This window comes from Aquamicrobium sp. YD-1-mutant5 (assembly GCF_059509755.1).
Window position 1 is genome coordinate 1 of the sequence record NZ_JCAKKP010000019.1, and the last position, 25,368, is coordinate 25,368.

Consider the following 25,368-nt stretch of genomic DNA (forward strand, 5'->3'; position numbering starts at 1 on the left):
CATCCGCTTGGCATGTCTGGCGCGCGCATCACCGGCACGGCGGCACTGGAACTGAAGCTGCGCGGCGACAGGCTGGCGCTCGCCACCATGTGCATCGGCGTCGGGCAGGGCATCGCCATCGCCGTCGAGGCCGTCTGAGGTGACAGGATCGGGCGTGAAAGGCAGGATCGCAATGACATTTGTAACCACAGACGTGCTCCACGACGTTCTTCTGGTTCGTCTTGAACATGCGCCTGTTAACGCACTTTCGCATGGGGTGCGTGTTGCCCTTCAGGAGACGTTTGCACGGGCTGAGACCGATGATGCCATTCAGGCCGTGGTGCTGACAGCGGCGGGCAAGGTGTTTTGCGCGGGCGCCGACATCACCGAGTTCGGCCAGCCGCCCCAGGCGCCGTTGCTGCCCGACCTGCTGTCCTTCATGGATAGGCTGTCGAAGCCGGTCGTGGCCGCTATTGCTGGTGCGGCGCTGGGCGGCGGCTGCGAACTGGCGCTGGCCTGCGATGCCCGCATCGCCACCCCCGCCGCCAGCTTCGGCCTGCCGGAAGTCAAACTCGGCCTGATGCCGGGCGCCGGCGGCACCCAGAGAATGCCGCGCCTGATCGGCCCGGTGGCCGCGCTGGAGATGATCGCCGGCGGTGAGCCCCGCAAGGCCGAAGCCGCCCTTGCCTCCGGCATAGCCGACCGCATTGTCGGCGATGCGGAACTGCTGAGCCAGGCCGCAGCCATGGCGCGGGACCTTGCCGCCGAAGGCAGGCGCCGCCTCAGCGACAAAGCCGTGCCTGTCGCAGAACAGGCAGCCTTCGAGGAAGCCGCAACGGCCCTTTTGAAGAAGCACGGACAGGCCGATGAGATCGCGGCCATCGTCGCCAGCATCCGCAACAGCTTTGGCGTGGATTTTGTCTCTGCCTGCCGCGCGGAACAGGCGGCCTTCCAGAAGCTGCGGCAGGGTGTGCGCTCGGCGGCTCTGCGCCATGCCTTCCTCGCCGAGCGTCGCAGCGCCCATGTCGACGGCATTCCCGTCAGACCGCAGAAGCCTGTCAGAACAGTGGCCGTCATCGGTGGCGGCACCATGGGCAGCGGCATCGCCATGTCGTTTGCCAATGCAGGCTTTCCCGTCACCCTGATCGAGACCGACGAGGCCGGTGCCGCACGGGCCGAACAGCGCGTCGGTTCCACCTACGACATCTCCGTCAGACGCGGCAACCTGAGCGCTGAGGACAAGACAAGGCGCATGGCCAACATCGCCTTCAGGGCCGGCCTTGCTCACGCTGCCGACGCCGACCTCGTCATCGAGGCCGCTTTCGAGGAGATGGGCGTCAAGCGCGATATTTTCGGGCAGCTCGACGCCATTGCGAAGCCGGACGCGGTGCTGGCCACCAACACCTCCTATCTGGATGTCGGCGAGATCGCCGGCTTCACCTCACGCCCTGAGCAGGTGGTGGGCATGCACTTCTTCAGCCCGGCCAATGTCATGAGGCTGGTCGAGGTGGTGCGCACCGGCGAGACCGCCGCCGAAGTGCTGGCGCAGACACTGGCTGCTGCGCGCGCCATCGGCAAGCTGCCGGTGGTGGTGGGCGTGTGCCACGGCTTCGTCGGCAACCGCATGCTGGCAAGGCGTTCGCAACAGGTCGACCGCATACTGCTGGAAGGTGCCACGCCAGCGCAGATCGATGCCGTGCTGACCCGCTTCGGCTTCCGCATGGGCGCCTGCGCCATGGGCGACATGGCGGGCCTCGACATCAGCTGGCGCATGCGCAAGGCCACCTGCCGCCGTGCCCCGATAGCCGATGCGCTGTGCGAAGCCGGCCGCTTCGGCCAGAAGACCGGGGCCGGCTACTACGCCTATCCGCAAGGCGCACGCCAGGGCGAGGAAGATCCCGCAACGCTACGGCTGATGGAAGAGGTTTCGGCGCGCGAAGGGGTGGTGCGGCGTGTGCTGGACGATCAGGAGGTTCTGGAGCGCCTGGTCTATCCGATGATCGACGAGGGCGCGCGCATTCTGGCCGAGGGCATCGCGGAACGCGCCTCCGACATCGACGTCATCTGGCTGCACGGCTATGGCTGGCCGCGCGGGCTGGGCGGCCCCATGCACCACGGCGCACAGATCGGCGCCGCAACTATCGCACAGCGCCTGCAGGATCACGCCACACAGACCGGCGATGCCTCCCTCCAGCCGTTCCAACGGTTGCCGGAGATGATCGGATAATCTTCGCGGCGATCAGGATTCCGCAACGCTTTCAGCGCCAGGCCGCCAGCCAGCCAAGCCCTGCTTCGGTCGTACCGCGCGGCTGGTATTCGGCGCCGAAGTGACCGCGATAACCACCCTCCGCCAGCTTCGGCAGAATAGTGGCAAAATCGACCTCGCCTGAGTCCGGTTCGCCGCGATCCGGAACGGCGGCGAACTGGACATGGCCGATATTGTGCTTGTGAGCCTCGAACTCTTCCAGCACCGGCTTTCCCGAGCGGCCGACATGATAGCAGTCGAACATGATGCGGATGTTGTCGCGGCCGGCCTCTGCGATGAGGACGGAAGCCGTTGCATTGTCGCTGAGGAAATAGCCCGGCGCATCGTGCTGGTTGATCGGCTCGATCAGGATCGTGATGCCTGAATGTGCAGCCTTGTCGGCGGCGTAACGCAGATTGGCGATGAAGGTTTCGCGTGCTTCCGGCGCAGCGGTCTTGCCAGCCATCACGTGGACAGCGGTCGCGCCTATTTCCGCAGAATAAGCCAGTGCCTGATCTATGGCGACACGAGCATCCTGCTTGCGGCCCGGCAATGCGGACAATCCGAAATCGCCGTTTTCCAGATTGCCGCGCGATGTGTTGAGCCCAAGCACCGGCAGGTCGGTTTCGGCCAGCGCCTGCTTCAGGTCCGCAGCATCCGTCGCATAAGGCCAGTGCAGTTCCACCGCGCTGAACCCGGCACGTTTTGCGGCGCGCACCGCATCCGGCAGCGACAGCTCCGTCCACAGGAAGCCGAGATTGGCTGAAAAGGACAGGCTCATGATTATTCCCACTCGATATTGAAATGATCAACGATGTCGCGCACCTGCGCGGGCGTCAGCATTCTGGGCGACATGCCGCGCGTCAGCAGGGCGAGGCGTGCGGTCTCCTCAAGCTCTTCCATGGCGTAAAGTGCTGCTTCCAGATCCTTGGCGGCAACCACCGGCCCATGATTGGCCAGAAGCACGGCGCTGCGCTTGCCGGCAAGGCCACGGATCGCCTCGCCGATGGCCGCATCGCCGGGCCGGAAATAGGGCAGCAGCTTCACTTTGCCGAGCCGCATCACCGAATAGGGCGTCAGCGGCGGCAGAACGTTGTCGGGATCGGTTTCCGGCAGCATCGAAAGCGCCACCGAATGGGTGGAATGCAGATGCACGATGGCGCCAGATTTTGCCCCGCGCGTTTCGTAGAAGGCCGAATGAAGCGGCATTTCCTTGGTCGGTGCATCGCCGGAAATCAGGCGGCCTTGCATGTCGAGCAGCGAAAGGCGGCCGGGGTCGAGTGTGCCCAGCGATGACCCCGTTGGCGTGACGAGCAACCGGCCATCTGACAGACGCGCCGATACATTGCCGGATGCGCCGCCTGTCAGGCCGCGATCGAAGATCGACCGCGCCATGGCGCAGATTGTTTCACGCAGACGCGCCTCTTCGCTCACCCCTTATCTCCCTTCCAGCATGGCCAGCGCCTTGGAGAAGAAATCCTCCGAGCCGAAATTACCAGACTTGAGGGCAAGGCCGAAATCCTCGTCGCCAAGGCGCAGCATGGGCACGCCGGGATCGATCTCGGGGCCAACATGCAAGGCCTCGCAGGCAAGGCCCTGCACCACCGCGCCGGATGTTTCGCCGCCGGCGGAGACCAGCCGTTTCACGCCAAGCGCGCGCGCCTGTGCCGCCAGACCGGCAAAGAAGGCTTCGATGCGGCCCGCAAGCTCTTCGGTTCCGTAACGTTTCTGAGCGCGGCCAACCTCCTCCGGATCGGCTGAGGAAAACACCAGCGGCGCGCCGTCGAGGTTCTGCTGGAGCCATGCGGCTGCGGCAGCAAGGGTCATGTCGCCGGACATGAGGGCATCTGCCTTGATTTCCAGAGAAGGGTGGCCGGCACGGTAATGCGCGACCTGCGCCCGCGTGGCGCGCGAGCAGGAGCCGGAAAGCACGGCACCCGGTCCTTCAATCGCCTTCCACTGAACGTCGCGGTTGCCGATCAGCCCCTTGCGGCGGAAATTTTCCGGCAGGCCAAGGGCGACACCTGAGCCTCCTGTGATCAGCGGAAGATCCGCAGCCGCTTCACCGATGGCGAACAGATCCTCTTCCTGCACCGCATCGACGACAACCAGCGTGTGGCCCTGCGCCTGCTGGCGGGTGAGCGCTCCCCCGATGGCCGCCGCGCCGCGCAGCACATCGCTGAAGCCGACATGGCCGACCGGCAGCGCGGTCTGGTGCTGAAGCCAGCGGCGAATGTCCGGGTCGGTCATCGGGGTGAGCGGATGCGCTTCCATCCCGGATTCGCTGAGCAACCGGTCGCCCACGAACAGATGGCCCTGATAGATGGTGCGGCCGGTGGCCGGGAAAGCCGGGCAGACGATCACCTTTTCCGCGCCCAGCGCCTTCACCAGCGCCTCTGCCACGGGGCCGATATTGCCCTGCGGCGTGGAATCGAAGGTCGAGCAATATTTGAAGAAAAACTGGCGGCAGCCCTGCTCACGCAGCCAGTCCAGCGCCGCAAGCGACTGCGCGACAGCCTGGCCGGGCGCAATGCTGCGCGTCTTCAGCGCCACGACCCCAGCTTCCACGCCGGCATCGGCCCTGCCCTGCGGCACGCCGCAATATTGCGTCGTGGCCATGCCGCTTTTGACCAGCGTGTTGGCCAGATCGGAAGAGCCGGTGAAGTCGTCACCTATGCAGCCCAGCAGCATGTTTACTTGTCCTCGTAGCGTTTCGGCGGCAGGTCGATGCCGCTTTGGGCGGCGTAGAGCTTGACCAGCGCCACATCCCCTTCGCGTCCAATGCCCGCGGCGGAAGCAGCACGGTAGCGCTCAAGCGCGGCCTGTGAAACCGGCAGGTCGAGCTTCGCACCGGAAGCCGCATCGGTGACGATGCCCAGATCCTTGACGAAGATATCGACCGCCGAATGCGGCCTGTAGTCGCCATCGGCAATGTAGGGACCACGGTTCTGGAACATCCATGAGGAGCCCGCGCAGGCGGGAATGACCTGCATGATCTGGTCCGCATCCAGCCCCTGCGCGATGCCGAAGGCAAAGGCTTCCGCGGTGGCCGCGATATGAATGCCGGCCAGAAGCTGGTTGACGCTCTTCATTGCCGAGCCGGGCCCGGCCTTGTCGCCCAGCCGGAATAGGGTCTCGGCCATGGCATCCAGCGCGGGCTGGGCTTTTGCGAAAGCCTCGGGCCTGCCGGATGCCATGATCGAGAGCTTGCCCTGCGCGGCGCGTGCCGAACCACCGGAGATCGGAGCATCAAGATAGAGAATGCCCTTTTCTGCAAGCTGCTGCTCGAAAGCAATGGCTCGCTGCGGATCGATGGTGGCGCAGCTGATCACCACTGCACCCGGCTTCAGCTTTTCGGCAAGGCTATTCGTGCCGAACAAGGCCTCGTGTGTCTGTGCGTCATTGACCACGACGAGGATCGCACCGTCCGCTGCGCCTGCGGCCTCCACCAGCGTGCGGTCAAGCCCTGCCTCGGTGCGGAAGCGTGCCTGCGTTTCTGCATTCAGGTCGAAGCCATCCACGCAAAGGCCGGCGCGCAGCAGCGAACGGCCCATGCCGTAGCCCATTGCACCAAGGCCTATCAGGAGAAAATTTCTTCCGCTGACGGTGTTGTCCTGCACTGCTGCGTTCACGATGCGTGCTCCACAGCCGGTGCATAGTCCTCAAGATAGGCGCGCACGATGGCTTCGAATGACTCGTCCGCCTCGAAGCCGAGCCTGAGCGCCTGACTGGCATCGAATGCCTGCGGCCATGTGGAGATGATCGCCTCGATGGCCGGATCTTTCTCGTGGCGGATGAGGGCCACTGCGGCCTCACCGGCGGTGTTGCGCAGCGCCTCGATCTCATCGGCCACCGTTGCCGAAACACCGGGCATCGTCATGTTACGGCGCTCGGCAAGCAACTCGCTGCTGACTGCCGCGGCATGGGCCATGAAGCCGATCGCCGCGCGCGGGCTGGCGAACCAGTGACGCACGGAGGTGTCGACGGGCAAGGTTGCAGGCAGACCCGCCAGCGGCTCGCGCAGGATACCGGAGAAGAAGCCTGAAGCTGCCGCATTCGGCTTGCCGGGGCGAATGCAGATGGTGGGCAGGCGGATGCCGATGCCGTCGAGAAAACCGCGCCGGCTGTAGTCGGCCAGAAGCAGTTCGCCGATGGCCTTCTGGGTACCATAGCTGGAGCGCGGGGTGATAATGTAGTCGTCGCCAATCACATCGGGTAAAGGCGAGCCGAACACGGCAAGCGAGGAGGTGAAGACCACGCGCGGGCAATAGCCATCCGCCTCATGCGCTTTGCGGATCGCCTCGAACAGATGGCGGGTGCCGTCCAGATTGATGCGATAGCCTTTCTCGAAATCCCGCTCCGCCTCGCCCGATACTATGGCCGCCAGATGGAAGATCACGTCGGGACGGGACGCGATGAGATACGTCGCCGTTTCCGGCAATGAAATATCGCCCGTCTCGATCGTCACACCAATCTCTTCAGCTGAAGGCGTATTGGCAGGAACGATGTCGAACAGCGTCATCCGACCGACCTTGCGGCCGCCGATTTGGCCATCCTTCACGAGGCGCTTTGCGAGCCCGTCGCCGAGCATGCCGGCCGCGCCGATGATAAGGCAGTGAAGCATTTGCACAGAACTCCGAATGAGGTTTCCGCGACTGGCACGGCAGCCGCGGAAGATGTGTAAGGCTCAGCCTGCCCTGGCGGGGCTGGCCATTTGCTTGAGGCGTTGGGGGCCTTCCGCGATATCCGTTGCCGTGGGGCTGATGCCGGCTGCAAGAAGCCGGCGCGCGATCATATGATCTGCCGGCCGGTTGATGGAATCGACGGCGACCAGTTTTTGACCGCAGAAATGATAGACGGAAAAGGCGTTGGCTTCGGGATCGCCCGATACGATGCAACTGTCTGCACCGGCTGACAGCCCGGCGGTTTGAAGCTTCATGTCGCCCTGATCGGACCAGAACCATGCAACTTCGGCATAGGGACGTGCGCGCCCGGTGAGGGCCAGCGCGACATGTCGCGCATGGTCGGTTGCGTTCTGCACCGATTCCAGACGGACCCGCGTTCCCAGCTGATGGTGATCGAAGCTGACGCAATCGCCGATGGCGTGGATGTTCGCTGCGGAGCTGCGCAGGTTCGGATCGACGACGATGCCGTTGGCGATTTCAAGTCCCGCGTCGGCGGCCAGTTCCACATTGGGCACCGCGCCAATCCCCATCACAACCATGCCTGCATCGAAACGACGGCCGTCTGCGGTGGAAACGGCGGCAACGCGCCCGTTTTCGCCGTGGATGGCGGCAAGCTGCGCGCCGGTGATCAGGTCGATGCCGACAGATAGGCTGCGCTGCTCGACATGGGCGGAAACGACCGGCGCGACCGAACGCACAAGCACCCGCGGCGCAGCCTCGATGAGCGTGACAGACTTGCCGAGACCGATGCAGCTATGCGCCATTTCCATGCCGATGAAACCGCCGCCGACAATCACCACATTCTCGACCCGGGGCATCGCCGCACGAATGCGGCGGGCGTCTTCCATGGTGCGCAGCGTGACGACGCCATCGAGATCCATGCCGGGAAGCCCGGGCATTCTCGCCCGCGCACCCGTTGCCAGAACGAGGTCGGAGAATTCCAGCTCGCGCCCACCAGCCAGAACCAGCCGCTTCCCGCTCGTATCGATCCGTTCGGCACGTATGCCGAGTTCCAGCTCTACGGCATTGTCGCGATAGACAGCCTCCGTGCGCAGCACCAGCCCTTCCGCATCGGGGGTCTTCAGGTAGGATTTTGACAGAGGCGGGCGGTGATACGGCAGGTCTTTTTCATCGCTGACCAGCACAATCTCGCCGGAATATCCTTCCTGACGCAGGCTGACCGCGGCCTGCGAGCCGCCATGCCCGGCACCCACGATGATGCATCTTTCAACCATCGACATCCTCCACTGACGGCCCACCGCACGAACTGCGCGCTTCGCTCCCTCGAAGGGCCGCGGGACATTTGGTTGCATATTCCCGGGAGAATTTAAACAATTAGTTTGACCGATCGATCAGATCGTTTAGTAGTATCGCTCAGGATGCAGCTTCGGCCCCTTGGGAGCAGGGAGAAAGCCAGCTGCGTCAGGGATGGAGAACAGCTTTGGTGGCGACGTGGAGGCGCGCCGGCATCTGAAGCTGCTCCGCGCTTTCTCGTAGCGAAGCTGCGCGGAGCATGAGGGAGGAATTCTGATTTTGAAAAGATATTGGTCGGATTACACGAGCGAGGAATTTTCCCGGCTCGATCGTGGCGGTATCGTCGCGGTTCTGCCCGTTGGCGCGACGGAGCAACATGGGCCGCATCTGCCTTTGTCAGTGGATTCCGCGATCGTCAGCGGCATGGTGGCAGCCATTGTGGAGCGGCTGCCGGAAACGAGCCGGGCGCTTTTTCTGCCCACGCAGCCGATTGGCAAAAGCAATGAGCACGCTCGGTATCCCGGCACGCTGACCTTCTCCGCCCAGACGCTTATTTCAATGTGGTGCGAGATCGGTGCCTGCGTTGCCGCCAGCGGCGTTCGCAAGATGGTGCTGCTCAACAGCCATGGCGGGCAGATCAGCATCATGGATATCGTTGCGCGCGAACTGCGCCAGCGCCATGGCATGATGGTATTTTCGGTCAACTGGTTTGGGCACGGCCTGCCGGATGGCCTCTATGACGAGCATGAAACGCTGCATGGCATTCATGCCGGCGACATGGAGACGTCGGTGATGCTTGCCATGCACCCCGATCTGGTGGTGATGGACAAGGCGCAGAATTTTTCGGCTCTCACCGAAACCTTCGAAAACGAATATCGTCACATCGCGCTGTCGGGCGCGAAGCCCGGCTGGCAGATGCATGACATCAACCCCTTCGGAGCTGCCGGCAACGCCGCCGCCGCGACGACCGAAAAAGGTCGCCAGACCATCGATTATGCAGCCGACCGTCTCGTCGAAGTGCTCGCCGAGGTGGAGCGCGCGCCTTTGACCTGGCTCGACAACAACCCGGCCTGGGGTGAGGACACGCAATGAGCGCAGCAGCTACGACAGGTTCGCAGCCACTGATCGAAATCAGGAACGTCTACAAGCAATATGGTACGGGGGTGGTGGCTGTCCGCGACATGTCGCTCTCCATCGAGGACGGGCAGTTCGTCAGCTTCCTTGGGCCGTCGGGCTGTGGCAAGAGCACCGCCCTGCGCATGATTGCAGGCCTGTCGGAAGTGTCCGCCGGCTCAATCACAGTGAATGGCCATGCGCCGGGCAGCGGCACCGGCCCGCAGGATGTCGCCTTCGTGTTTCAGGAGCCGACACTCATGCCGTGGGCATCCGTGTTCGACAATGTCTACCTGCCGCTGCGGCTTGGCGGCATGTCACGTGCACAAGCAACGCCGCGTGTCGAGGAAGTTCTGGCGCAGGTGGGCCTGAGCAAGTTTGCGAAAGCCTATCCGCGCGAGCTTTCGGGCGGCATGAAGATGCGTGTCTCGATTGCGCGCGCCATCGTCACCAAGCCCCGTCTGCTGCTGATGGACGAGCCCTTCGCAGCGCTCGACGAAATGACCCGCTTCAAGCTCAACAACGACGTTCTGCGCCTGTGGCAGGAACATGGGCTGACCGTGATCTTCGTGACCCACAGCGTTTATGAGTCGGTCTATCTGTCCAACCGCGTCGTGGTGATGGCTGCCCGACCGGGGCGCGTCGTCGCCGATATCGCTATTCCGGGAAGCTATCCCCGTGCGGATAATTTCCGCACCACCCGCGAATATACCGAAAGCTGTGAAATCGTTTCCGACGCGCTCAATCAGACGCTCGGAAATGACGACATCAACCATTGAGGCCCTCGCCATGACAACCGAGACGCCAGTACTCAATTCCGAACAAAATCGCCGCGCCCGCATCGAGCGCCGCCAGGCGGTCATCATGCCGACGATGGCGATCGTGATCGCCCTTCTCGTGTGGGAAGGGCTGGTCCGCTACTATGAGGTTCCTCACTACGTCATCCCCGCACCATCGCTGATCGCGCAAACGCTGGTGAAGGACTGGTCTTCGCTGATGAGTTCGATGATGTTCACGGTGAAGCTGACCATGCTTTCGCTTGCCTGCGCCATTGCCGGCGGCGTGCTGCTGGGCATGATCTTCGCCCTCTCCCGCACGGTGGAGATGAGCTTTTTCCCCTTCGCGGTGATCCTTCAGGTCACGCCGGTGGTGGCGATTGCGCCGCTGATCCTCATCTATGTGCGCGACACCTTCACCGCCCTGCTCATCTGCGCCTGGATCGTCGCCTTCTTCCCGATCCTGTCGAACACGGTGATCGGCCTGCGCAGCGCCGACCACAATCTGCGCGATCTGTTCAAGCTCTATCGGGCGACTCCGCTGCAGCGCCTGCGCTTCCTGCTGGCGCCCAGCGCCCTGCCCTACTTCATGGCGGCGCTGAAGATCGCCGGCGGTCTGGCGCTGATCGGGGCCGTTGTGGCCGAGTTCGTCGCGGGCACTGCCGGCCAGAACACGGGTCTCGCCTCGCGTATTCTGGAATCCAGCTTCCGCAACGAGATCCCGCGCATGTTTGCGGCCCTGTTCCTCGTTTCGGTTCTCGGCATCGTGATCTTCCTCGCCACGAGCTGGCTGTCGCGCCTCGTGCTTGGTCGCTGGCACGAAAGCGAAATCCGCCGGGAGACCTGAGCGTGACCAAAGGGCACGACATTCCACACACAGCCGCGCCGGACGGGACTTTGCGCCTGTCGGGCGTGGGCGTGGCCGGGCTTTCCGGGCGCCACGATATCGTGGTGCAAAATGGCTTTGTCGCCGATGTCGTTCCCGCAAACCCCGACGATGCCGGGAAGGCTTGCAGCGGCTTCGTGACGCCGCTGCTGGCCGATGTGCATGTGCATCTCGATAAGACCCACACCATCCAAAGGATCAAAGCCGGAAATCCGGCTCCGATTCAGTCCCTGTTCGATGCCATCGCCCTGATGGAGGAGGACAGGCCGAACTGGACGGCCGCCGATATCCGTGCGCGGGCAGGCCGCGCGCTGGAAGCAGCCTTCGCGCATGGTGTCGGTGCTGTGCGCAGCCATGTCGACTGGGTGACGCCGGACCTGCCGGTGGCATGGCCCGTGCTTTGCGAGCTGCGCGAAGAATGGAAAGGCCGTGTCGATCTGCAGCCGGCGGCTCTCGTTCTGGGAGATATCGTGCCGGAAGCCGGAAGCGCCATCGCCGCGCGCGTGGCGGCCGACGGGGGCGTGTTCGGTGCCTTCTTCTACCGCAACCCGGATCTGGCGAGCAGGGTTGAAACCATGTTCAGCCTTGCCGTGCGCCATGATCTCACCCTCGATTTTCATGTCGATGAAGGACTGGAGCCGGAAGCCGACGGACTGTCGCTCATCATCGATGCCGCGTCGCATTTCGGCATGGCCGGACGCGTGCTGTGCGGCCATGCCTGCTCCCTGTCGCTGCGTGCGCCGGACGAGCTGGAACGAATACTGGCGGCAGGTGCGCGCGCTGGCGTGGGGCTCGTGGTTCTGCCAACCACGAACCTTTACCTGCAGGATCGCGGCACCGGCCGCACGCCACGCCTGCGCGGCCTTGCCCCACTGAAGGAGGCGCGCGCGGCGGGCATGGAGGTGATGATCGCCTCCGACAATGTCGGCGACGCCTTCTATCCGTACGGAGATTACGACCCGCTTTCCGTTCTGAGACTGGCGGTGCCATCCGCGCATCTGGAACCGGATGCGTGGCTGGACAGCATAACCTCACTGCCCGCGCGCTGGTGCGCAAGCAATGCCTCGGGGCCCATCGAAAAGGGCATGCAGGCCGACTTCGTCTGGCATGGCGCAACCGATATGGGCGACCTCATCACCCGTCCCCGGAGCGAACGCATTGTCTATCGCAGCGGTGCGCCACTGCTGGCAGCAAACAACGATTGGAGAAACGCATGAACGTCGCGACCAAGCCCGTGCGCGCCTATGACTGGGCCGCCTTCCGCAGCGAGATCGATGGCATCCGTGTCTACGACGATCCGAAGCAGGTTGAACTGCGTTCGCGCGATTATTTCTGGTACAGCCCCATCCTCAGCGAAGATATCGGCCATTTTGTAGGTGACCTCGTCGTCATCCCGGCCGATGAGGATCAGGTGCGCCGGGTGGCGGCAGCGGCCGCGAAACTGCGCATCCCGATCACCATTCGCGGTGGCGGCACCGGCAATTACGGCCAGTGCGTGCCGCTGGAAGGCGGCATCATTCTCGACATGACCAAGATCGACAAGGTGCTTTCGATCGAGCCGGGCCGCGTGCGCGTGCAGGCCGGCGCGCGCATCTCGCGGCTGGACGATGCCGTGCGCGAAACGGGACAGGAGCTTCTCATGTATCCGTCGACGCGTCGCATCGCCACCATCGGCGGCTTCTTCACCGGCGGCTCGGGCGGCATCGGCTCGCTGCGCCACGGCATGCTGCGCGACGATGGCAACATCTATTCGGTGAAGGTGATGACGGTGGAGCCGGAGCCGAAAATCATCGAACTGCATGGCCACGACATCCAGAAGGTGCAGCATGCCTATGGCACCAACGGCATCGTCATGGAGCTGGAGATCGGCCTGACGAAAGCGACCGACTGGATTCACACCGCAGCCCTCTTCGAGAGCTACGACGCCACGCTGCGTTTCTGCCTGAAGGCGCTGGACGACAAGCTGGACTGCTATCTGCTGACCACGGTGGATCGCCGCTTCTCGCGCTTCTACACCAAGTTCGGAGATCTGTTCCCGGCCGACCGCGATGCGGTGTTCGCGATGATCGCACCCGAAGAGCAGGCACGCTTTGCCGAACTGGTGGCGTCGTTCGGTGGCCAGGTTTCTTTCGGCATGACACAGGACGCGCTTCACGCAAAGGGATTGCAGCCCGCTTACGAATGCGGCTGGAACCACACCACCCTGCAGGCGCTGAAGGCCGAGGAAGGCTGGACCTATCTTCAGGTCGCCTATCCGCGCCCCTTCGACCCGGATGTGGTTCTGCGTCAGATGGAGCGCTATGGCGACGACCAGTACATGCATCATGAGATGGCGCGGCTGGAAGGCGAAATACAGATCTTCGGCCTGCCCCTGGTTCGTTACAAGGATCGAGACGATACCTACCGCGTCATCCGGGAGCTGGAGGAGAAGGACGGCTGCGACATCTACGATCCGCACGCCTTCACGATCGAAGATGGCGGGATGAAAGAGATCGACACCATGCAGATCGAATTCAAGAAGCAGGCCGATCCCTTTGGCCTGCTCAATCCCGGCAAGACCCGTGGCTGGACGGCCGACATGGCCGCCGCAGACTGAACCGAAGAACCAATGGGAGTACAGTTCTGATGAAAAACATGCTCAAAGTGGCGATGACCGCCGCAACACTTGTGGTGTCCACGCAATTTGCTCTGGCGCTGGACAAGGTTACACTCGGCACCAACTGGCTGGCTCAGGCCGGCCATGGCGGTTTCTATCAGGCGGTGGCCGACGGCACTTATGAGAAGCATGGCCTCGACGTCACCATCGAAATGGGTGGCCCGCAGGTCAACAACCGCCCGATGCTGGCCGCCGGCCGGCTGGATTTCCTGCTGACGGGAAATCTGCTCTTGTCCTTCCACAACACGGCCAACGATATTCCGACAACCGTCATCGCTTCCTTCTACCAGAAGGACCCGCAGGCGCTGATGGCGCATGAAGGCGCCTACAAGGACTTTCAGGATCTGACCAATGCACCGTCGGTGCTGATGGCAAAGGACACCCAGTACGGTTTCTGGCGCTGGCTGGTCAACGATTTCGGATTCAAGGACGAGCAGATCCGGCCCTATGGCTACAGCCTCGCCCAGTTCCTGAGCGACCCCAGGATGGTTCAGCAGGCCTATGCCACCGCCGAGCCGCTCTATGCACAGAAGGAAGGCGCGAAGGTCACCACCTATCTGCTGGCCGACTACGGCTACAGCACCTACGCCAACACCATCGAAACGCGCCTCGATCTGGTCCAGAACAATCCGGATCTCGTTCAGCGCTTCGTGGATGCGAGCATCATTGGCTGGAACAATTTCCTCTATGGCGACCGCAGCAAGACCTATGAGCTGATCCTTAAAGACAATCCCGACATGAGCACCGAGACGCTGGATAGCGAGATCGAGATGCTGAAGAAGCTGGAGATGATCGACAGCGGCGATACGCTGGAAAAGGGCATCGGCGCGATCTCACTTGACCGCGTGAAGCAGTTTTACGACCTTGCAGTCAAATCTGGTATCGTCGAGGATGGTAAGGTCGATATTTCAAAGGTTGCGACTGACGCCTTTGTCAACAAGGGCGTCGGGCTCGACGTGAAGAAGCAGCTCACCCCATAAACAGAGAACGGAAAATGGAGTGATGGGCGGCCTTTCTGCCCATCACCTTCGTGCACAGGCAATGACGCAGCAAAAGGCTGAAAATCCGGAACCGCAGATGTCGAGCGCCAGGGACAAGGTCCTTGAGCGCCGGCGCATGATCCTTGCCGCCATCCGCGATGCGGCGATAGATGAGTTTGCCAGCAAGGGACTCATCGGGGCTTCCACGCAAGCTATTGCCCAGCGTGCCGGGCTGACCAAACCGCAGCTGCACTACTACATCTCCAGCAAAGAGGAGCTGTATGAGGACATACTGGTTTATATCCTCGACGAGTGGCAGGAGCTGTTTCTCAGCGCCTCCACCGGCGACACGCCTGCAGATGTCATCCGGGCCTATGTGCATAAAAAGCTCGAATATGGACGCAGACACCCCAAAGCCTCGCGCCTCTTTACCACCGAGATAGCGAATGGCGCGCCGGTACTGGGTCGCCACTGGGCACCTTATCAGGCTTCAACGAAAGAGGCGGTCAAGCTGATACAGTCCTGGGTCGATCAGGGACTGGTCAGAGCGGTCGATCCGCTGCTGTTCCAGATGCACATCTGGGCCGTTACCCAGCATTATGCGGATTTTGAAGTTCAGGTTCGCAACATGATGCATCTGGGTGATGGCGAGGAGCCTGACTACGAGCAGGTCGAGAAAGAGGTCGCCTCCCTTTTCCTGCGCGCGCTGGGGCTCGAATAGCGCTTCAGCTTCCCACCAGTCAGCACAAACAGGCAGCGACAGCATAAACAGTCGCGGCCGCATCAGACAGCATCCGAGAGACCAACAGCCATGGCACGCATCATCTATGTGACCCACGACGACCAGCGCTTCGAGCTGGATGCGGAAAACGGGTCCACCGTCATGGAAGCAGCCGTTCGGGCCGGCATTCCCGGCATCGAGGCAGAATGTGGGGGCGCTTGCGCTTGCGCAACCTGCCACGTGTACATTGAGCCGGAATTCATGGAAGCGGTCGGCGAAGCCGATGGCATGGAAACCGACATGCTCGACTTCGCCTGGGAACCATCGGCCAATTCGCGGCTTTCCTGCCAGCTGAGGGTGACCGACGCACTCGATGGACTGATCGTACGGATCCCGGAGCGTCAGGGATAAAGAGCCGAACTACGGGTTCGCTCTTTCCGCAAACTGAAATCATGAAAGGCCGGCCCAAGTCAGGTGCCGGCCCTGATATCAGACCAGGCCCACGCCAAAATTCACCATCAACCGCATGGGCACGAGCCTGAGTATATCTTGTGATTCAGGATACTTACTGATGGCTGCCCTCATAGGCTGAACGCACCGCCACGCCCTCGCTCTTCGACCGAAAGGGCAGCATGAAGATGCTCAGCCTACCCCCATGCTCAGCGTAGCTGAACTCCCATACCTCTTCAAAGCATCAAACCTGAACTCTCGATGCCTGATAGCCCCGGGGAAAACGGTGACGTTCGCCGCGGGACTATCCATCCAGATTAACATCTGAATGCAGTATCAGGCATCCAGCCATACGCGTGAGCACAGCAAGCCATTCGACATGTCGTTGCCGACATCTTCCTCATAGCCTTTCAGGGTAGAAAGCTGGGCATTGATGTTGTTGTTGAACACCGGGATGATGGAACCGCCCTCATCGCGAACCATCATTGCAGCTGCATGATACAGCTCGGTCCGCTTGGCGTCATCCTCGATGACCCTTGCTTCCTTGATCAGCTTGTCGAAGTCCGGGCGCCTGAAATTGGTCTCGTTGGCAGGTGAATCCGACAGACATTCGGTCGCATACATCAAATCCTGCGTCAGGCGGCTGCCATAATAGGACATGCAGAACGGCACCTTGCGCCAGATGTTGTTCCAGTACCCATCGGCCGGCTCGCGCTTGACTTCGATCTGTATGCCGGCTTTCTTCGCGGTTTCCTGATACAGCGTCGCAGCGTCCACAGCGCCCGGGAAGGTTCCGTCGGAAGTACGCAGGACGATCGGCCCATCGTGGCCGGATTTCTTGAAATGGAAAGCAGCCTTGTCCGGATCGTAGCTGCGCTGTTCGATGTCGGCAGGGAAATTCGGATAGGTGGCGTTGATCGGGAAATCGTTACCGATGGTTCCGTAACCGCCCAGGGTCGTTTGCAGAACGGCTTCCCGGTCGATAGCGTATTTCAGCGCCAGCCGCAGATCATTATTGTCGAAGGGAGGCGTATCGACCAGCATTGGCAGCGTGTAGTGCCCCCGGCTCGGCGCGTTGAGGATTTCAACATTCTTCGCCCGCTTCAGGAGCCCAACCGTGTTGGGGCTGACCGCATTGATAAAGTGAACCCTACCAGCGGAAATAGCTGCGATGCGGGCGGTGGCGTCGTTCATGGCGATCATCTCGATGCTGTCGACATAACCGCGATCCTGCCAGTCGTTCTGGTTCTTCTCGAATACCGCACGTACGCCGGGCTCGAAGCTCACCAGCTTATAGGGACCGGTTCCAACACCGTCGGCGGGGTTGTCCATGCCGCCATTTGGCTGGATCATCAGAAGATGCATGGTGAAAACCAGCGGCAGGTCGACATTGCTCTCGGAGAGCTTGACGATAAGGTCATCGCCATTTGCTTCAACGGTCTCGATCGACGCGATCATCCCCCGCGCTCCGGACCCTGAATCCTCCCGCATATGGCGTCGGATGGTCTGGGCGCAATCCTCAGTCGTCAGCTTCTTCCCGTTGTGGAAGGTGATATCCTGACGGATTTTGAATACCCAGTCCTTGAACTGATTGCTTGCTTCCCAGCTGGAGGCAATGCCGGGCAGCGCCTTGCCGGTCGCAGGCTCACTTGTGACGAGGGTGTCTCCGATGGTGCGCACCAGCAGGAATGCAAAAGCGCCGATCACCGTTGCGGGGTTGAGTGTGTCGGTGGTGGCAGCCCCTTCGATGCCTACCTTGAGGGTGCCGCCTTTCTTGGGTGTCGCGGACTGCGCCCGTGCGACACCGGAAAGGCCGCCCAGCATCAATCCTGTAGCAACGGTGCCTCTGAGAAAATCGCGACGGCTGGCAGTTATGTCGATCAAGGATGACCCGGTCATTTCCATTCCCTCTGTTGTTCAGATTTCAGACGCAGGCGATGTGAGACCGCGCTGCTCAAGTGTGCGTTCCAGCCAGCCGATTTTCATCTCGGGGACCGAGCTCAGAAGCTTCTCTGTGTAGGCGTCGTAAGGCGGCGCGAGCACGGTCTCCTTGTCGCCATAGCGGACCAGGCGTCCGTGATGCATGACAGCGACGCTGTCGGCGATGGCACGGACGATCGCGAGATCATGCGTGATGAAAAGATACGAGACACCCGTCTGCGCTTGCAGTTGCATCAGGAGTTTGAGAATGCCGTCCGCGACCAGAGGATCCAGCGCTGAGGTCGGCTCGTCGCACAGAATGAGCTCAGGCTCGGCGGCAAGAGCGCGGGCAATGGCCACGCGCTGCTTCTGACCGCCGGACAGCTCTGCCGGATAGCGATCCAAGAATTGCGACCCCAGCTCGATCTGCTCCAGCAATTCGATGACCCGGCTCATTCGCGCCCGGCCCCGCAGGCCGGAATAGAGCGTAAGTGGGCGGCCTATGATGTCGCCGACCTGCTGCCGCGGGTTCATCGCCGTATCGGCCATCTGGTAGATCATCTGAATCCGTCGCAACCGCTCCAGCGACCGTTGCCTCAGCGATGCCGGAAGACGCTCGCCCCTGAAGGTGACCGACCCGGATCGGGGTGGAAGCAGGCCCGTGATGACGCGCGCCAGCGTGGATTTGCCTGAGCCGGATTCGCCGACGACGGCCAGCGTGTGTGCACGTGGCAGCGATAATGAGATGTCGCGGAGAACTGCAACACTGCCATAGTCGGCCGTCACCGCATCTACCTGCAACAGGTCTTCACCGCTGGTGCGAGGCTCATGGTGAATTTCCTGACGGATACCCACCAGAGCCTTCGTATAATTCTCACGCGGCGCCTCGATGATCTGGCGGGCAGTGCCATATTCGACCATCTTGCCATGACGCAGGACGAGGATATCGTCCGCTATCTGAGCTACGACCGCGAGGTCGTGGGTGATATAGAGGGCTGCGGTGCCCGTTTCTGCGATGGCATGCTTGATGGCCGCCAGAACTTCAATCTGGGTGGTGACATCGAGAGCTGTGGTTGGTTCGTCGAAGACGATGAGTTCCGGCCGGGCGCAAAGCGCCATGGCCGTCATGGCACGCTGAAGCTGTCCACCGGAAACCTGATGCGGATACCGGTTTCCAAAGCTCTCCGGCGAAGGCAGTCCCAAGACCCGGAACAGCCAGATTGCGCGTTCTGTCGCCTCCTGCCGCGACATCACGCCATGACGCAGAGTGGTTTCGATTACCTGCCTGCCAATCTTGTGAGCAGGGTTGAACGCGGCGGCCGCAGATTGCGCCACATAGGCCACCCGCGCTCCGCGAATGGCGCGCACCGATCGGGGATCGAGGCGGCTGATCTCCGTTTCGCCCAGCACCACATCACCGCCTGTGATACGAACTCCACCACGCCCGTAGGCAAGCGCCGCAAGACCAAGGGTAGATTTTCCCGCTCCCGATTCACCGATCAGACCAAGGACTTTGCCTTGTGCGAGCGTGAAAGAGACGTCGTCTGCGAGAACGATATTCTGGCGTGAGCCATCGTTTTGGCGTGCCCGTACTTCAATGCGCAGGTTCCGGACAGCAAGCATATCAGGCATCGCGCGCGCCTTTCAGACTTGCAGATGAATTGATCAGCCAGTCCACGACGAGATTGACGCAGATCACGAGGAAGGCGATCGCCGCACCGGGCAACAGCGCTGCCGAAACGCCAAAGATGATGCCATCTTTGTTGTCCTTCACCATGCCTCCCCAATCCGCCACCGGTGGCTGGATGCCAAGCCCGAGAAAGGAAAGGGTGGAGAGGAACAGGATGGAATACGCAAAACGAAGTCCGAATTCCCCCAGCAACGGCGCCAGGGTGTTGGGTAGAATTTCCCGAAAGATCACCCACAGCCTGCCCTCGCCGCGCAACCATGCCGCTTCGACGAAATCCATCACCGAGACATCGAGCGCTATGGCGCGGCCCACCCGATACACACGGGTGGAATCGATTGCTGCCATCACCACGATGAGCACCCAGATGTTTTGCGGCAACACCGCCAGCACGACCAGAGCCAGGATCAGTGCGGGGACCGACATCATCAGATCGTTGAAGCGCGACAGCAACTGATCGATGAACCCGCCGCTGACCACCGCGGTGAAAGACAAAAGCATGCCGATGGCGAAGGACAAGGCTGTCGCCGCCAACGCCACAAAAAATGTCGCCCGGGCCCCGTAGATGAGGCGTGAGAGCAGGTCGCGACCCAGACTGTCCGTGCCGAGAAGCGTGGTGTCTCCCATCGGCTCCCACACGCTTCCAACGATGGTGCTCTGATCGTACGGTGCAACCCAGGGCGCAAACAGGGCGCAGAACACCACAATCAGAATGCCTGCCATTCCAATGCGAGCGCTCAGGGGCATGGTTCCCAGCTTCATCATCGCGGGTGCCTCAGACGCGGATTGGCCAGCATCGAAATGACATCGGCGCCAAGATTGAGCAGGATGTAGATGGCCGCGAAGATCAAGCCGCAGCCCTGCACCACCGGCATGTCGCGCACGGTAACCGCATCGACCATATACTGCCCCATACCGGGGTAGACGAAGACAACCTCGATCACCACCACACCGACAATCAAGGCTGCGAGATTGAGCGCGACGACCGTCACGATCGGTGCCACGGCGTTGGGAGCGGCGTGCTGCGCGATAATGCGTATCGCCGACAGACCTTTCAGCTCCGCAGTTTCGATATAGGGCGACGCCATCACGTTGAGAATGGCCGAGCGGGTCATGCGCATCATGTGCGCCACCACGGCGACCACCAGCGTCACGACCGGCAATGCGATGGCAGACAAGCGCTCCGTAAGGCTCATGCCCTCATAAACGGTGGACGGAAACGTCGCGACACCGAGCTGGACGGTGAAAAACTGGATGATCAGATAGCCGATGAAAAACTCCGGCAACGACACCGTCGCAAGCGACAGAATGCTGATCGCCTTGTCGGTGAACCGGTCCCGATAAAGCACCGCAAGCATGCCGAGCCCAAGCGCCAGCGGCACGGCAATGAGCGCTGAAACCCCGGCAAGCAACATGGAGTTGCCGAGTCGCTTCCATATCTGTTCGCCTACCGAGTTCCTGTTCGACCAGGAAATGCCGAAATCACCATGGGCAATGCCGCTCAGCCACTCGAAATAGCGCTGGGGGAGCGGGCGGTCGAGCCCCAGCTCAAGACGGACCGCCGCCACGGATTCCGGTGTTGCCTCTTTACCGAGATAGGTTTCGGCAAAATCACCAGGAAGAGCCTCGACACCGCCGTAGATCAGCATGGACGCGGCGACAAGCAGACCCAACCCCAGCAGGATGCGTTTCGAAAGCAACCTTAACAGAGCGCCGTAAGCGCCCGCAGAGCTTGTGGCTGGCTGTTGTGAGGGTGACATCATGAGGCACCGCTGTCATCGATGCAGCGGTCAGGCATTCGCGTGCTCCCCAAAGGCATGACTCGCTTTCGCGGACCATGAAGGCAGCGCCTTCTCGACATCCGCATCGGCCGGGAACTGATCCTTGCTGAAACGATCGAGGCGGAAGCGGTTCGGATCGACCATCGTCTTGCGATCCAGAATGAGTTCGCAGGCAAGGCGACCGAGGCCCGGCCCATGGGTAACACCGCTTTCGTTGTCGCCACCGGCAAGAACGACATTGGTGGTGCCCGGCACGGGACCGAGGAAGAGATTGCGGTCTGGTGTGTAACAGGGAACGCCTTGCGCCCATGCAGCGACTTTCGAGCCGCGCAGAGGCGGAAAAATTTCCTGCAGGCGCGCCAGATCCCCGTCCACCATGTCCTGCATCAGCTTCTCGACATTCGGCTGGCCAGGAGCGATCCATTCCTCATCCAGACGATGGTAGGGATGATAGTGCCCGCCTGTGCCCCACATGATGGCACCGAAGGTTTCGCGCAGCCACAGCCCGAGCTCGCGGCACTGGACTGTGGGAATGGTTGAAGGCAGGCCGCGTCCATCCGTGGTCACACGAGTGGCGAGCACCTTCAGCATGGGCAGGTGCCAGTCGAAACGTTTGACCAGCTCGCCATTCCAGGCACCGGCGGCAAGCACCACGCCATCCGCCTCGATCCTGCCCTTGTCCGTTTCGAGCGTGACACCTCCAGCATGGTCCCGGATGTCGAGAACTATGGTCTTTTCGCGATAATCGCCGCCCAGCCGGGCGATCTCACCGGCCAGAACCTTGAGACCCAGCGACGTGTCGAACTGGATGCCAAGCGGATTGTAGGCAGCCGAATGGACCTTTGAAGGATCGACAAGCCCCTGCATCTTGACGCCGATCTCTTCCGCCGTGAGATCCTGCATCTCCTTGGGCGCATAAGGCGATTCCAGAACGCCGCGCACGAAGGTTTCGCGCCCCTCTTCCGTCAACGCCATGATCAGCGTGCCGTTCGGACGAAAGCCGATCTCCTGACCGAGATTGCTGAGGCTGCGATAGAAATCGATACCGTATTGCTGGAGGTGATAGCCTTCTTCTCCCATGGGAATCATGCCGGCCGACCAATGCGCAACGAAGCCCGCCCCGGCGCCGCTGGTCGCTTTAGCCAGGGTAGTGGCTTCCAGAACGGTGACCTTGGAGCCAGCCTGCAACAGGTGATAAGCGGCACAGCTTCCGATGATGCCTCCGCCCACGACGACGACGTGCTTGCGTTCTGCGGTCAATGCGTCTCTCCTTCTTTCAGCGCATCCTTGCCTGGATGCACATGGCGTTCGAGCCAGCATAGGATGCGGGCGGCGCTATCCAGATATTCGGGATAGACGCGCATGCTGTGGCCAGCTTTCGGATAGATAACCAATTCGGCGCAGGAGCCGGATTCAACGGCGGCATTGTAGCATTCCTCGGCCTGACTGGCCGGAGTGCTGCGGTCGATCCCCCCGGCCATGATCAGTGCCGGCGTCGGGCGTCTGTGCCGGAACAGGGCCGGACTGCGATCGAAATACGCGCCGGTGCCATCCCAGGGACTTGCTTCGAGCATGATGGCGTCGAATTCGGGAATCTGCGTTGTGCGGTGCTGACTGTACCAGTTGCCAACAGGGGAAAGAACCGCCACCGCCGCGAAACGCTCCGTCTGTGTCGGCGCCCATGCCGACATGAAGCCGCCATAACTGGTGCCGGTCATGGCGACCCTGGTGTCATCCACCAGTCCTTGCGCGACAAGAGCATCGATGCCCGCCAGAATATCAAGCAGGTCGGCGCCGCCCATATCGCCTTTGACGGCCCGTGCGAAGACATGCCCCCGCCCGGTACTGCCGCGCGGGTTGGGCATGAAGACAGTCCAGCCCCGGCTGACCAGCAAGGGAGCGGCGCGCATTCCCGCCATCCATTTGTTTGTGTGAGCGGACACCGGTCCGCCGTGGACATCAACCAGTAGCGGAGTGGGATCGGTGACGTTGTCCGGGCGAATAAGCCAACCTTCGATTTCCAGCCCGTCCGGAGCGGTCCAGCTGAACGGCTTGATCGAACCGCAACCTGCCATGGCAACTTCCGCGTTCGGCGCCGCAAGCGAAGCGATTTCACGAAGACCGGCCGGCGTCAGTTCCGCCAGAACAGGCGCACGTTGATAGGCCTCAACAATGAAAAGGGCGTTTTTCGCGCCAGCCGGGACGGAAACGGGCCGCCAGCCTGAAAGTGTAGCATCGCCGGATGCCCAAAATTCCTCAGTCGCCCCCTCAGCCAGATGATGGTCGAACACAACGGTTTCGTGTCCACGCAATCCTGCAAGATGCAGCACGGAAGGCGAACGCCATTCGATGGAGGTAACATCCACGCCAAGGGTATCTATGACCCGCGGCGTTGTTCCGTCCTTGTCGATCAGGCAAAGATCACCAAAGACAATGCCGCGATCGCTGCAAAAAGCGCGAATAAACGCAACCTTTGAGCCATCAGGGGAGCCACGCACCACACCGAGCTGGTCCTGCGGCGTGTGCAGACGCTCCGGCGTCCCCGTCGCGGCGTCGATCATGACCAGCTTTGAGGTGTACCAGCTGCCCTCGCTGTGATGATCGCTGGCGACTGCGGCAATTTGAGCCGGACCGCACCAGCTGGCTTCCCAAACATTGAGCGGCGGCCTGGTCAGCTGGCGGGGTTCATGCTCGAGATCCCAAATCCAGACACTGCGCCACAGATCACCGCCCTCATCGGAACGCACGCTGGGAAGCCAGTCCGGACCAGAAATTTTCGCCTGTTGAGTGTAGCCGCCATGAATCCCGGCAAGATCTGCACCAGTGCCGGCGACAACAATCAACAGACCGGAGCCATCGGAGTTCCAGTCTATTGCTTCGATACGTCCTGCTATTGCGACGGACTGTCGGATACAGCCATCTGCAAGGATGTCGATTCGGTCGCCCGGCGCATCGCTCTGTGCGCAGGCAACTGCAAGCAACCGGCTGGCTTCGGAGCGGCGCAAAACCCGGGTTTCATGCCCGTTGATGCGTTCAACTTTGCCCCCGGCGCGAGTAACCCGGCATAGCCTGCCCGAAACACCGCTTTCAAAACCATCGTCAAAGCTATTGCCTATGAAATAAAAATCGCCGGTGTCCGCCGCCCCGCACAGGCTGTGCCCATTATATATGTGGCCGGAAGGCGCGTGGAGCTTCTCGTAAAGCTCCACCACTGCACGAAACTGCGCTGTTGAACGGAAATCCTGACTCAACTGGCCCCTCCCAAGACCTGCCTGATCGACTACGGACAAAAAACACCACCAGACGTGGCAACAATGCCATCCGGGAGAGACTGTCTCGACGGGCGAGGGAAAATCCACGCTTCAGAATACCTTACAGGGAAACCGGCATCTGTCTAGACATAAATGTACATTAGTGAATGCTGATTACAGAGCGGAGTCGGGATTGTATCACGAAGATTAGTTGAGCTATAAAATAAAAAACGGAGATGAGCCGGTGTCTTTACGCAAGCAAAAACAAGCCGCGATAGAGTCCCCGCAAGATGATAAATCGGGCACTGCACCTTCCGGCAACAGCAGGGTGTCAAAGCAAATCTGGCTGGATCTGGCGCGCTCCACACTGATCGACGACGGAATCGACCAGGTGAAAATTCAGGCCATGGCCAGGAAGCTCAATGTCTCACGCTCGAGCTTCTACTGGTTCTTTGAAAGCCTGGAGGATCTTCACCGGCAATTGCTCGATGACTGGCTGCACAAAAACACCAACCCTATCGTCGAACGCGCGTTGCAGCCGGCACCCAATATCAATCAGGCGATACTGAACGTGTTTCAATGCTGGGTGGATGAACGCATCTTCGACCCTCAGCTCGACATTGCGATCCGTATCTGGGCACGGCGGGATTCTTCCATTCACTCTGTGATTGATCAGGCAGATGAGCAGCGCATCAGGGCAATCACCGCCATGTACAGCCGTTATGGCTACGATGAAGAGAATGCCTTTATCCGTGCTCGGGTCCTGTACTTCATGCAGATAGGCCACTACACGCTCGATCTGGATGAAGCGCTGGACGTTCGCGTTTCACATGTCCCGGCCTATCTTCTGGCCTTTTCCGGAACAGAGGCGACCCCGGAGGACATCGCCGTTTTCGGCGAGTTTATCGCGAGGTATAATCTCTACCGCGAGAACCTCGCCAGCATCCACACGTAACGCTGTGCATGCCTTGATGCAAAATCGCT

22 protein-coding genes and 1 pseudogene are annotated in these 25,368 nt (G+C 61.4%); 11 read left to right on the forward strand and 12 right to left on the reverse strand.

What is annotated here, in order from left to right; genetic code table 11:
• Positions 1-138, forward strand: a pseudogene (locus AC5XE7_RS18290) (3-oxoadipyl-CoA thiolase); the annotation flags it as partial.
• 34 nt (positions 139-172) lie between these two features.
• Positions 173-2,206, forward strand: coding sequence for a 3-hydroxyacyl-CoA dehydrogenase NAD-binding domain-containing protein (locus tag AC5XE7_RS18295; RefSeq protein ID WP_495367099.1), 2,034 nt, complete (start codon positions 173-175; stop codon positions 2,204-2,206).
• 31 nt (positions 2,207-2,237) lie between these two features.
• Here the strand turns inward: AC5XE7_RS18295 and AC5XE7_RS18300 are convergent, their stop codons facing one another.
• The 6 genes from AC5XE7_RS18300 to AC5XE7_RS18325 all read right to left on the reverse strand — a co-directional run bounded on the left by AC5XE7_RS18300 (position 2,238) and on the right by AC5XE7_RS18325 (position 8,144).
• A complete protein-coding gene (locus tag AC5XE7_RS18300) occupies positions 2,238-3,005 on the reverse strand; it encodes a hydroxypyruvate isomerase family protein (protein ID WP_495367100.1) in 768 nt (255 codons plus the stop codon).
• 2 nt (positions 3,006-3,007) lie between these two features.
• Positions 3,008-3,658: a 3-oxo-tetronate 4-phosphate decarboxylase gene (gene otnC, locus AC5XE7_RS18305; protein ID WP_495367101.1), complete on the reverse strand. Its 651-nt coding sequence runs from the start codon at positions 3,656-3,658 to the stop codon at positions 3,008-3,010.
• Between the two features lie 3 nt (positions 3,659-3,661).
• Positions 3,662-4,915, reverse strand: coding sequence for a 3-oxo-tetronate kinase (gene otnK, locus AC5XE7_RS18310; RefSeq protein WP_495367102.1), 1,254 nt, complete (start codon positions 4,913-4,915; stop codon positions 3,662-3,664).
• A gap of 2 nt (positions 4,916-4,917) precedes the next feature.
• The gene (gene ltnD, locus AC5XE7_RS18315) at positions 4,918-5,844 is read right to left on the reverse strand and encodes an L-threonate dehydrogenase (protein WP_495367156.1); all 927 of its coding nucleotides are present in this window, start codon (positions 5,842-5,844) and stop codon (positions 4,918-4,920) included.
• Between the two features lie 8 nt (positions 5,845-5,852).
• Positions 5,853-6,848 carry a D-erythronate dehydrogenase gene (gene denD, locus AC5XE7_RS18320; protein ID WP_495367103.1) on the reverse strand — a complete coding sequence of 332 codons (996 nt, stop codon included), beginning with the start codon at positions 6,846-6,848 and terminating at the stop codon, positions 5,853-5,855.
• Positions 6,849-6,911: 63 nt separating this feature from the next.
• Positions 6,912-8,144 (reverse strand): NAD(P)/FAD-dependent oxidoreductase, encoded by a 1,233-nt coding sequence (locus AC5XE7_RS18325; protein ID WP_495367104.1) that lies wholly within the window; start codon positions 8,142-8,144, stop codon positions 6,912-6,914.
• 298 nt (positions 8,145-8,442) lie between these two features.
• On the opposite strand from AC5XE7_RS18325, the gene AC5XE7_RS18330 reads away from it, so the two are divergent.
• The 8 genes from AC5XE7_RS18330 (at position 8,443) to AC5XE7_RS18365 (ending at position 15,706) form a co-directional block, all read left to right on the forward strand.
• Complete coding sequence (locus tag AC5XE7_RS18330; RefSeq protein ID WP_495367105.1) at positions 8,443-9,255, forward strand: creatininase family protein; 813 nt, start codon at positions 8,443-8,445, stop codon at positions 9,253-9,255.
• Positions 9,252-10,055, forward strand: coding sequence for an ABC transporter ATP-binding protein (locus AC5XE7_RS18335; protein ID WP_183832311.1), 804 nt, complete (start codon positions 9,252-9,254; stop codon positions 10,053-10,055). The genes AC5XE7_RS18330 and AC5XE7_RS18335 overlap by 4 nt, the downstream gene beginning before the upstream one ends.
• 10 nt (positions 10,056-10,065) lie before the next feature.
• Positions 10,066-10,899, forward strand: a complete 834-nt coding sequence (locus AC5XE7_RS18340) for an ABC transporter permease (RefSeq protein WP_239801466.1) — start codon at positions 10,066-10,068, stop codon at positions 10,897-10,899.
• Between the two features lie 2 nt (positions 10,900-10,901).
• On the forward strand, positions 10,902-12,155 hold the full coding sequence (locus tag AC5XE7_RS18345; protein ID WP_495367106.1) for an amidohydrolase family protein: 1,254 nt from the start codon (positions 10,902-10,904) through the stop codon (positions 12,153-12,155).
• Positions 12,152-13,534: an FAD-binding oxidoreductase gene (locus AC5XE7_RS18350; protein ID WP_495367107.1), complete on the forward strand. Its 1,383-nt coding sequence runs from the start codon at positions 12,152-12,154 to the stop codon at positions 13,532-13,534. Before AC5XE7_RS18345 ends, AC5XE7_RS18350 begins: the two co-directional genes overlap by 4 nt.
• Before the next feature lie 29 nt (positions 13,535-13,563).
• On the forward strand, positions 13,564-14,574 hold the full coding sequence (locus AC5XE7_RS18355) for an ABC transporter substrate-binding protein (RefSeq protein ID WP_495367108.1): 1,011 nt from the start codon (positions 13,564-13,566) through the stop codon (positions 14,572-14,574).
• Between the two features lie 22 nt (positions 14,575-14,596).
• A complete protein-coding gene (locus AC5XE7_RS18360) occupies positions 14,597-15,295 on the forward strand; it encodes a TetR family transcriptional regulator C-terminal domain-containing protein (protein WP_495367157.1) in 699 nt (232 codons plus the stop codon).
• A gap of 90 nt (positions 15,296-15,385) precedes the next feature.
• Positions 15,386-15,706, forward strand: a complete 321-nt coding sequence (locus tag AC5XE7_RS18365; protein ID WP_495367109.1) for a 2Fe-2S iron-sulfur cluster-binding protein — start codon at positions 15,386-15,388, stop codon at positions 15,704-15,706.
• A gap of 375 nt (positions 15,707-16,081) precedes the next feature.
• Here the strand turns inward: AC5XE7_RS18365 and AC5XE7_RS18370 are convergent, their stop codons facing one another.
• The 6 genes from AC5XE7_RS18370 to AC5XE7_RS18395 are packed head-to-tail and all read right to left on the reverse strand — an operon-like array spanning position 16,082 to position 24,384.
• The gene (locus AC5XE7_RS18370; protein ID WP_495367110.1) at positions 16,082-17,650 is read right to left on the reverse strand and encodes an ABC transporter substrate-binding protein; all 1,569 of its coding nucleotides are present in this window, start codon (positions 17,648-17,650) and stop codon (positions 16,082-16,084) included.
• A 12-nt stretch (positions 17,651-17,662) separates the two neighbouring features.
• Positions 17,663-19,297: an ABC transporter ATP-binding protein gene (locus tag AC5XE7_RS18375; protein WP_495367111.1), complete on the reverse strand. Its 1,635-nt coding sequence runs from the start codon at positions 19,295-19,297 to the stop codon at positions 17,663-17,665.
• The gene (locus AC5XE7_RS18380; protein WP_495367158.1) at positions 19,290-20,114 is read right to left on the reverse strand and encodes an ABC transporter permease; all 825 of its coding nucleotides are present in this window, start codon (positions 20,112-20,114) and stop codon (positions 19,290-19,292) included. Before AC5XE7_RS18380 ends, AC5XE7_RS18375 begins: the two co-directional genes overlap by 8 nt.
• Positions 20,114-21,115 carry an ABC transporter permease gene (locus AC5XE7_RS18385; RefSeq protein WP_495367112.1) on the reverse strand — a complete coding sequence of 334 codons (1,002 nt, stop codon included), beginning with the start codon at positions 21,113-21,115 and terminating at the stop codon, positions 20,114-20,116. Before AC5XE7_RS18385 ends, AC5XE7_RS18380 begins: the two co-directional genes overlap by 1 nt.
• Positions 21,116-21,142: 27 nt before the next feature.
• The gene (locus AC5XE7_RS18390; RefSeq protein WP_495367113.1) at positions 21,143-22,393 is read right to left on the reverse strand and encodes an NAD(P)/FAD-dependent oxidoreductase; all 1,251 of its coding nucleotides are present in this window, start codon (positions 22,391-22,393) and stop codon (positions 21,143-21,145) included.
• Positions 22,390-24,384 (reverse strand): S9 family peptidase, encoded by a 1,995-nt coding sequence (locus AC5XE7_RS18395; RefSeq protein ID WP_495367114.1) that lies wholly within the window; start codon positions 24,382-24,384, stop codon positions 22,390-22,392. Before AC5XE7_RS18395 ends, AC5XE7_RS18390 begins: the two co-directional genes overlap by 4 nt.
• A 211-nt stretch (positions 24,385-24,595) precedes the next feature.
• Here AC5XE7_RS18395 and AC5XE7_RS18400 point away from each other — a divergent pair, with 211 nt between their 5' ends.
• On the forward strand, positions 24,596-25,339 hold the full coding sequence (locus tag AC5XE7_RS18400) for a TetR/AcrR family transcriptional regulator (RefSeq protein ID WP_495367115.1): 744 nt from the start codon (positions 24,596-24,598) through the stop codon (positions 25,337-25,339).
• Positions 25,340-25,368: the final 29 nt, after the last annotated feature.

Coding starts and splice junctions, on each gene's coding strand:
- AC5XE7_RS18355 (WP_495367108.1), top strand. CDS start 13,564: ATGAAAAACATGCTCAAAGTGGCGATGACCGCCGCAACACTTGTGGTG.
- AC5XE7_RS18300 (WP_495367100.1), bottom strand. CDS start 3,005: ATGAGCCTGTCCTTTTCAGCCAATCTCGGCTTCCTGTGGACGGAGCTG.
- AC5XE7_RS18335 (WP_183832311.1), top strand. CDS start 9,252: ATGAGCGCAGCAGCTACGACAGGTTCGCAGCCACTGATCGAAATCAGG.
- AC5XE7_RS18380 (WP_495367158.1), bottom strand. CDS start 20,114: ATGAAGCTGGGAACCATGCCCCTGAGCGCTCGCATTGGAATGGCAGGC.
- AC5XE7_RS18375 (WP_495367111.1), bottom strand. CDS start 19,297: ATGCCTGATATGCTTGCTGTCCGGAACCTGCGCATTGAAGTACGGGCA.
- AC5XE7_RS18325 (WP_495367104.1), bottom strand. CDS start 8,144: ATGGTTGAAAGATGCATCATCGTGGGTGCCGGGCATGGCGGCTCGCAG.
- AC5XE7_RS18370 (WP_495367110.1), bottom strand. CDS start 17,650: ATGGAAATGACCGGGTCATCCTTGATCGACATAACTGCCAGCCGTCGC.
- AC5XE7_RS18360 (WP_495367157.1), top strand. CDS start 14,597: ATGGGCGGCCTTTCTGCCCATCACCTTCGTGCACAGGCAATGACGCAG.
- AC5XE7_RS18365 (WP_495367109.1), top strand. CDS start 15,386: ATGGCACGCATCATCTATGTGACCCACGACGACCAGCGCTTCGAGCTG.
- denD (WP_495367103.1), bottom strand. CDS start 6,848: ATGCTTCACTGCCTTATCATCGGCGCGGCCGGCATGCTCGGCGACGGG.
- otnK (WP_495367102.1), bottom strand. CDS start 4,915: ATGCTGCTGGGCTGCATAGGTGACGACTTCACCGGCTCTTCCGATCTG.
- AC5XE7_RS18350 (WP_495367107.1), top strand. CDS start 12,152: ATGAACGTCGCGACCAAGCCCGTGCGCGCCTATGACTGGGCCGCCTTC.
- AC5XE7_RS18340 (WP_239801466.1), top strand. CDS start 10,066: ATGACAACCGAGACGCCAGTACTCAATTCCGAACAAAATCGCCGCGCC.
- AC5XE7_RS18385 (WP_495367112.1), bottom strand. CDS start 21,115: ATGATGTCACCCTCACAACAGCCAGCCACAAGCTCTGCGGGCGCTTAC.
- AC5XE7_RS18295 (WP_495367099.1), top strand. CDS start 173: ATGACATTTGTAACCACAGACGTGCTCCACGACGTTCTTCTGGTTCGT.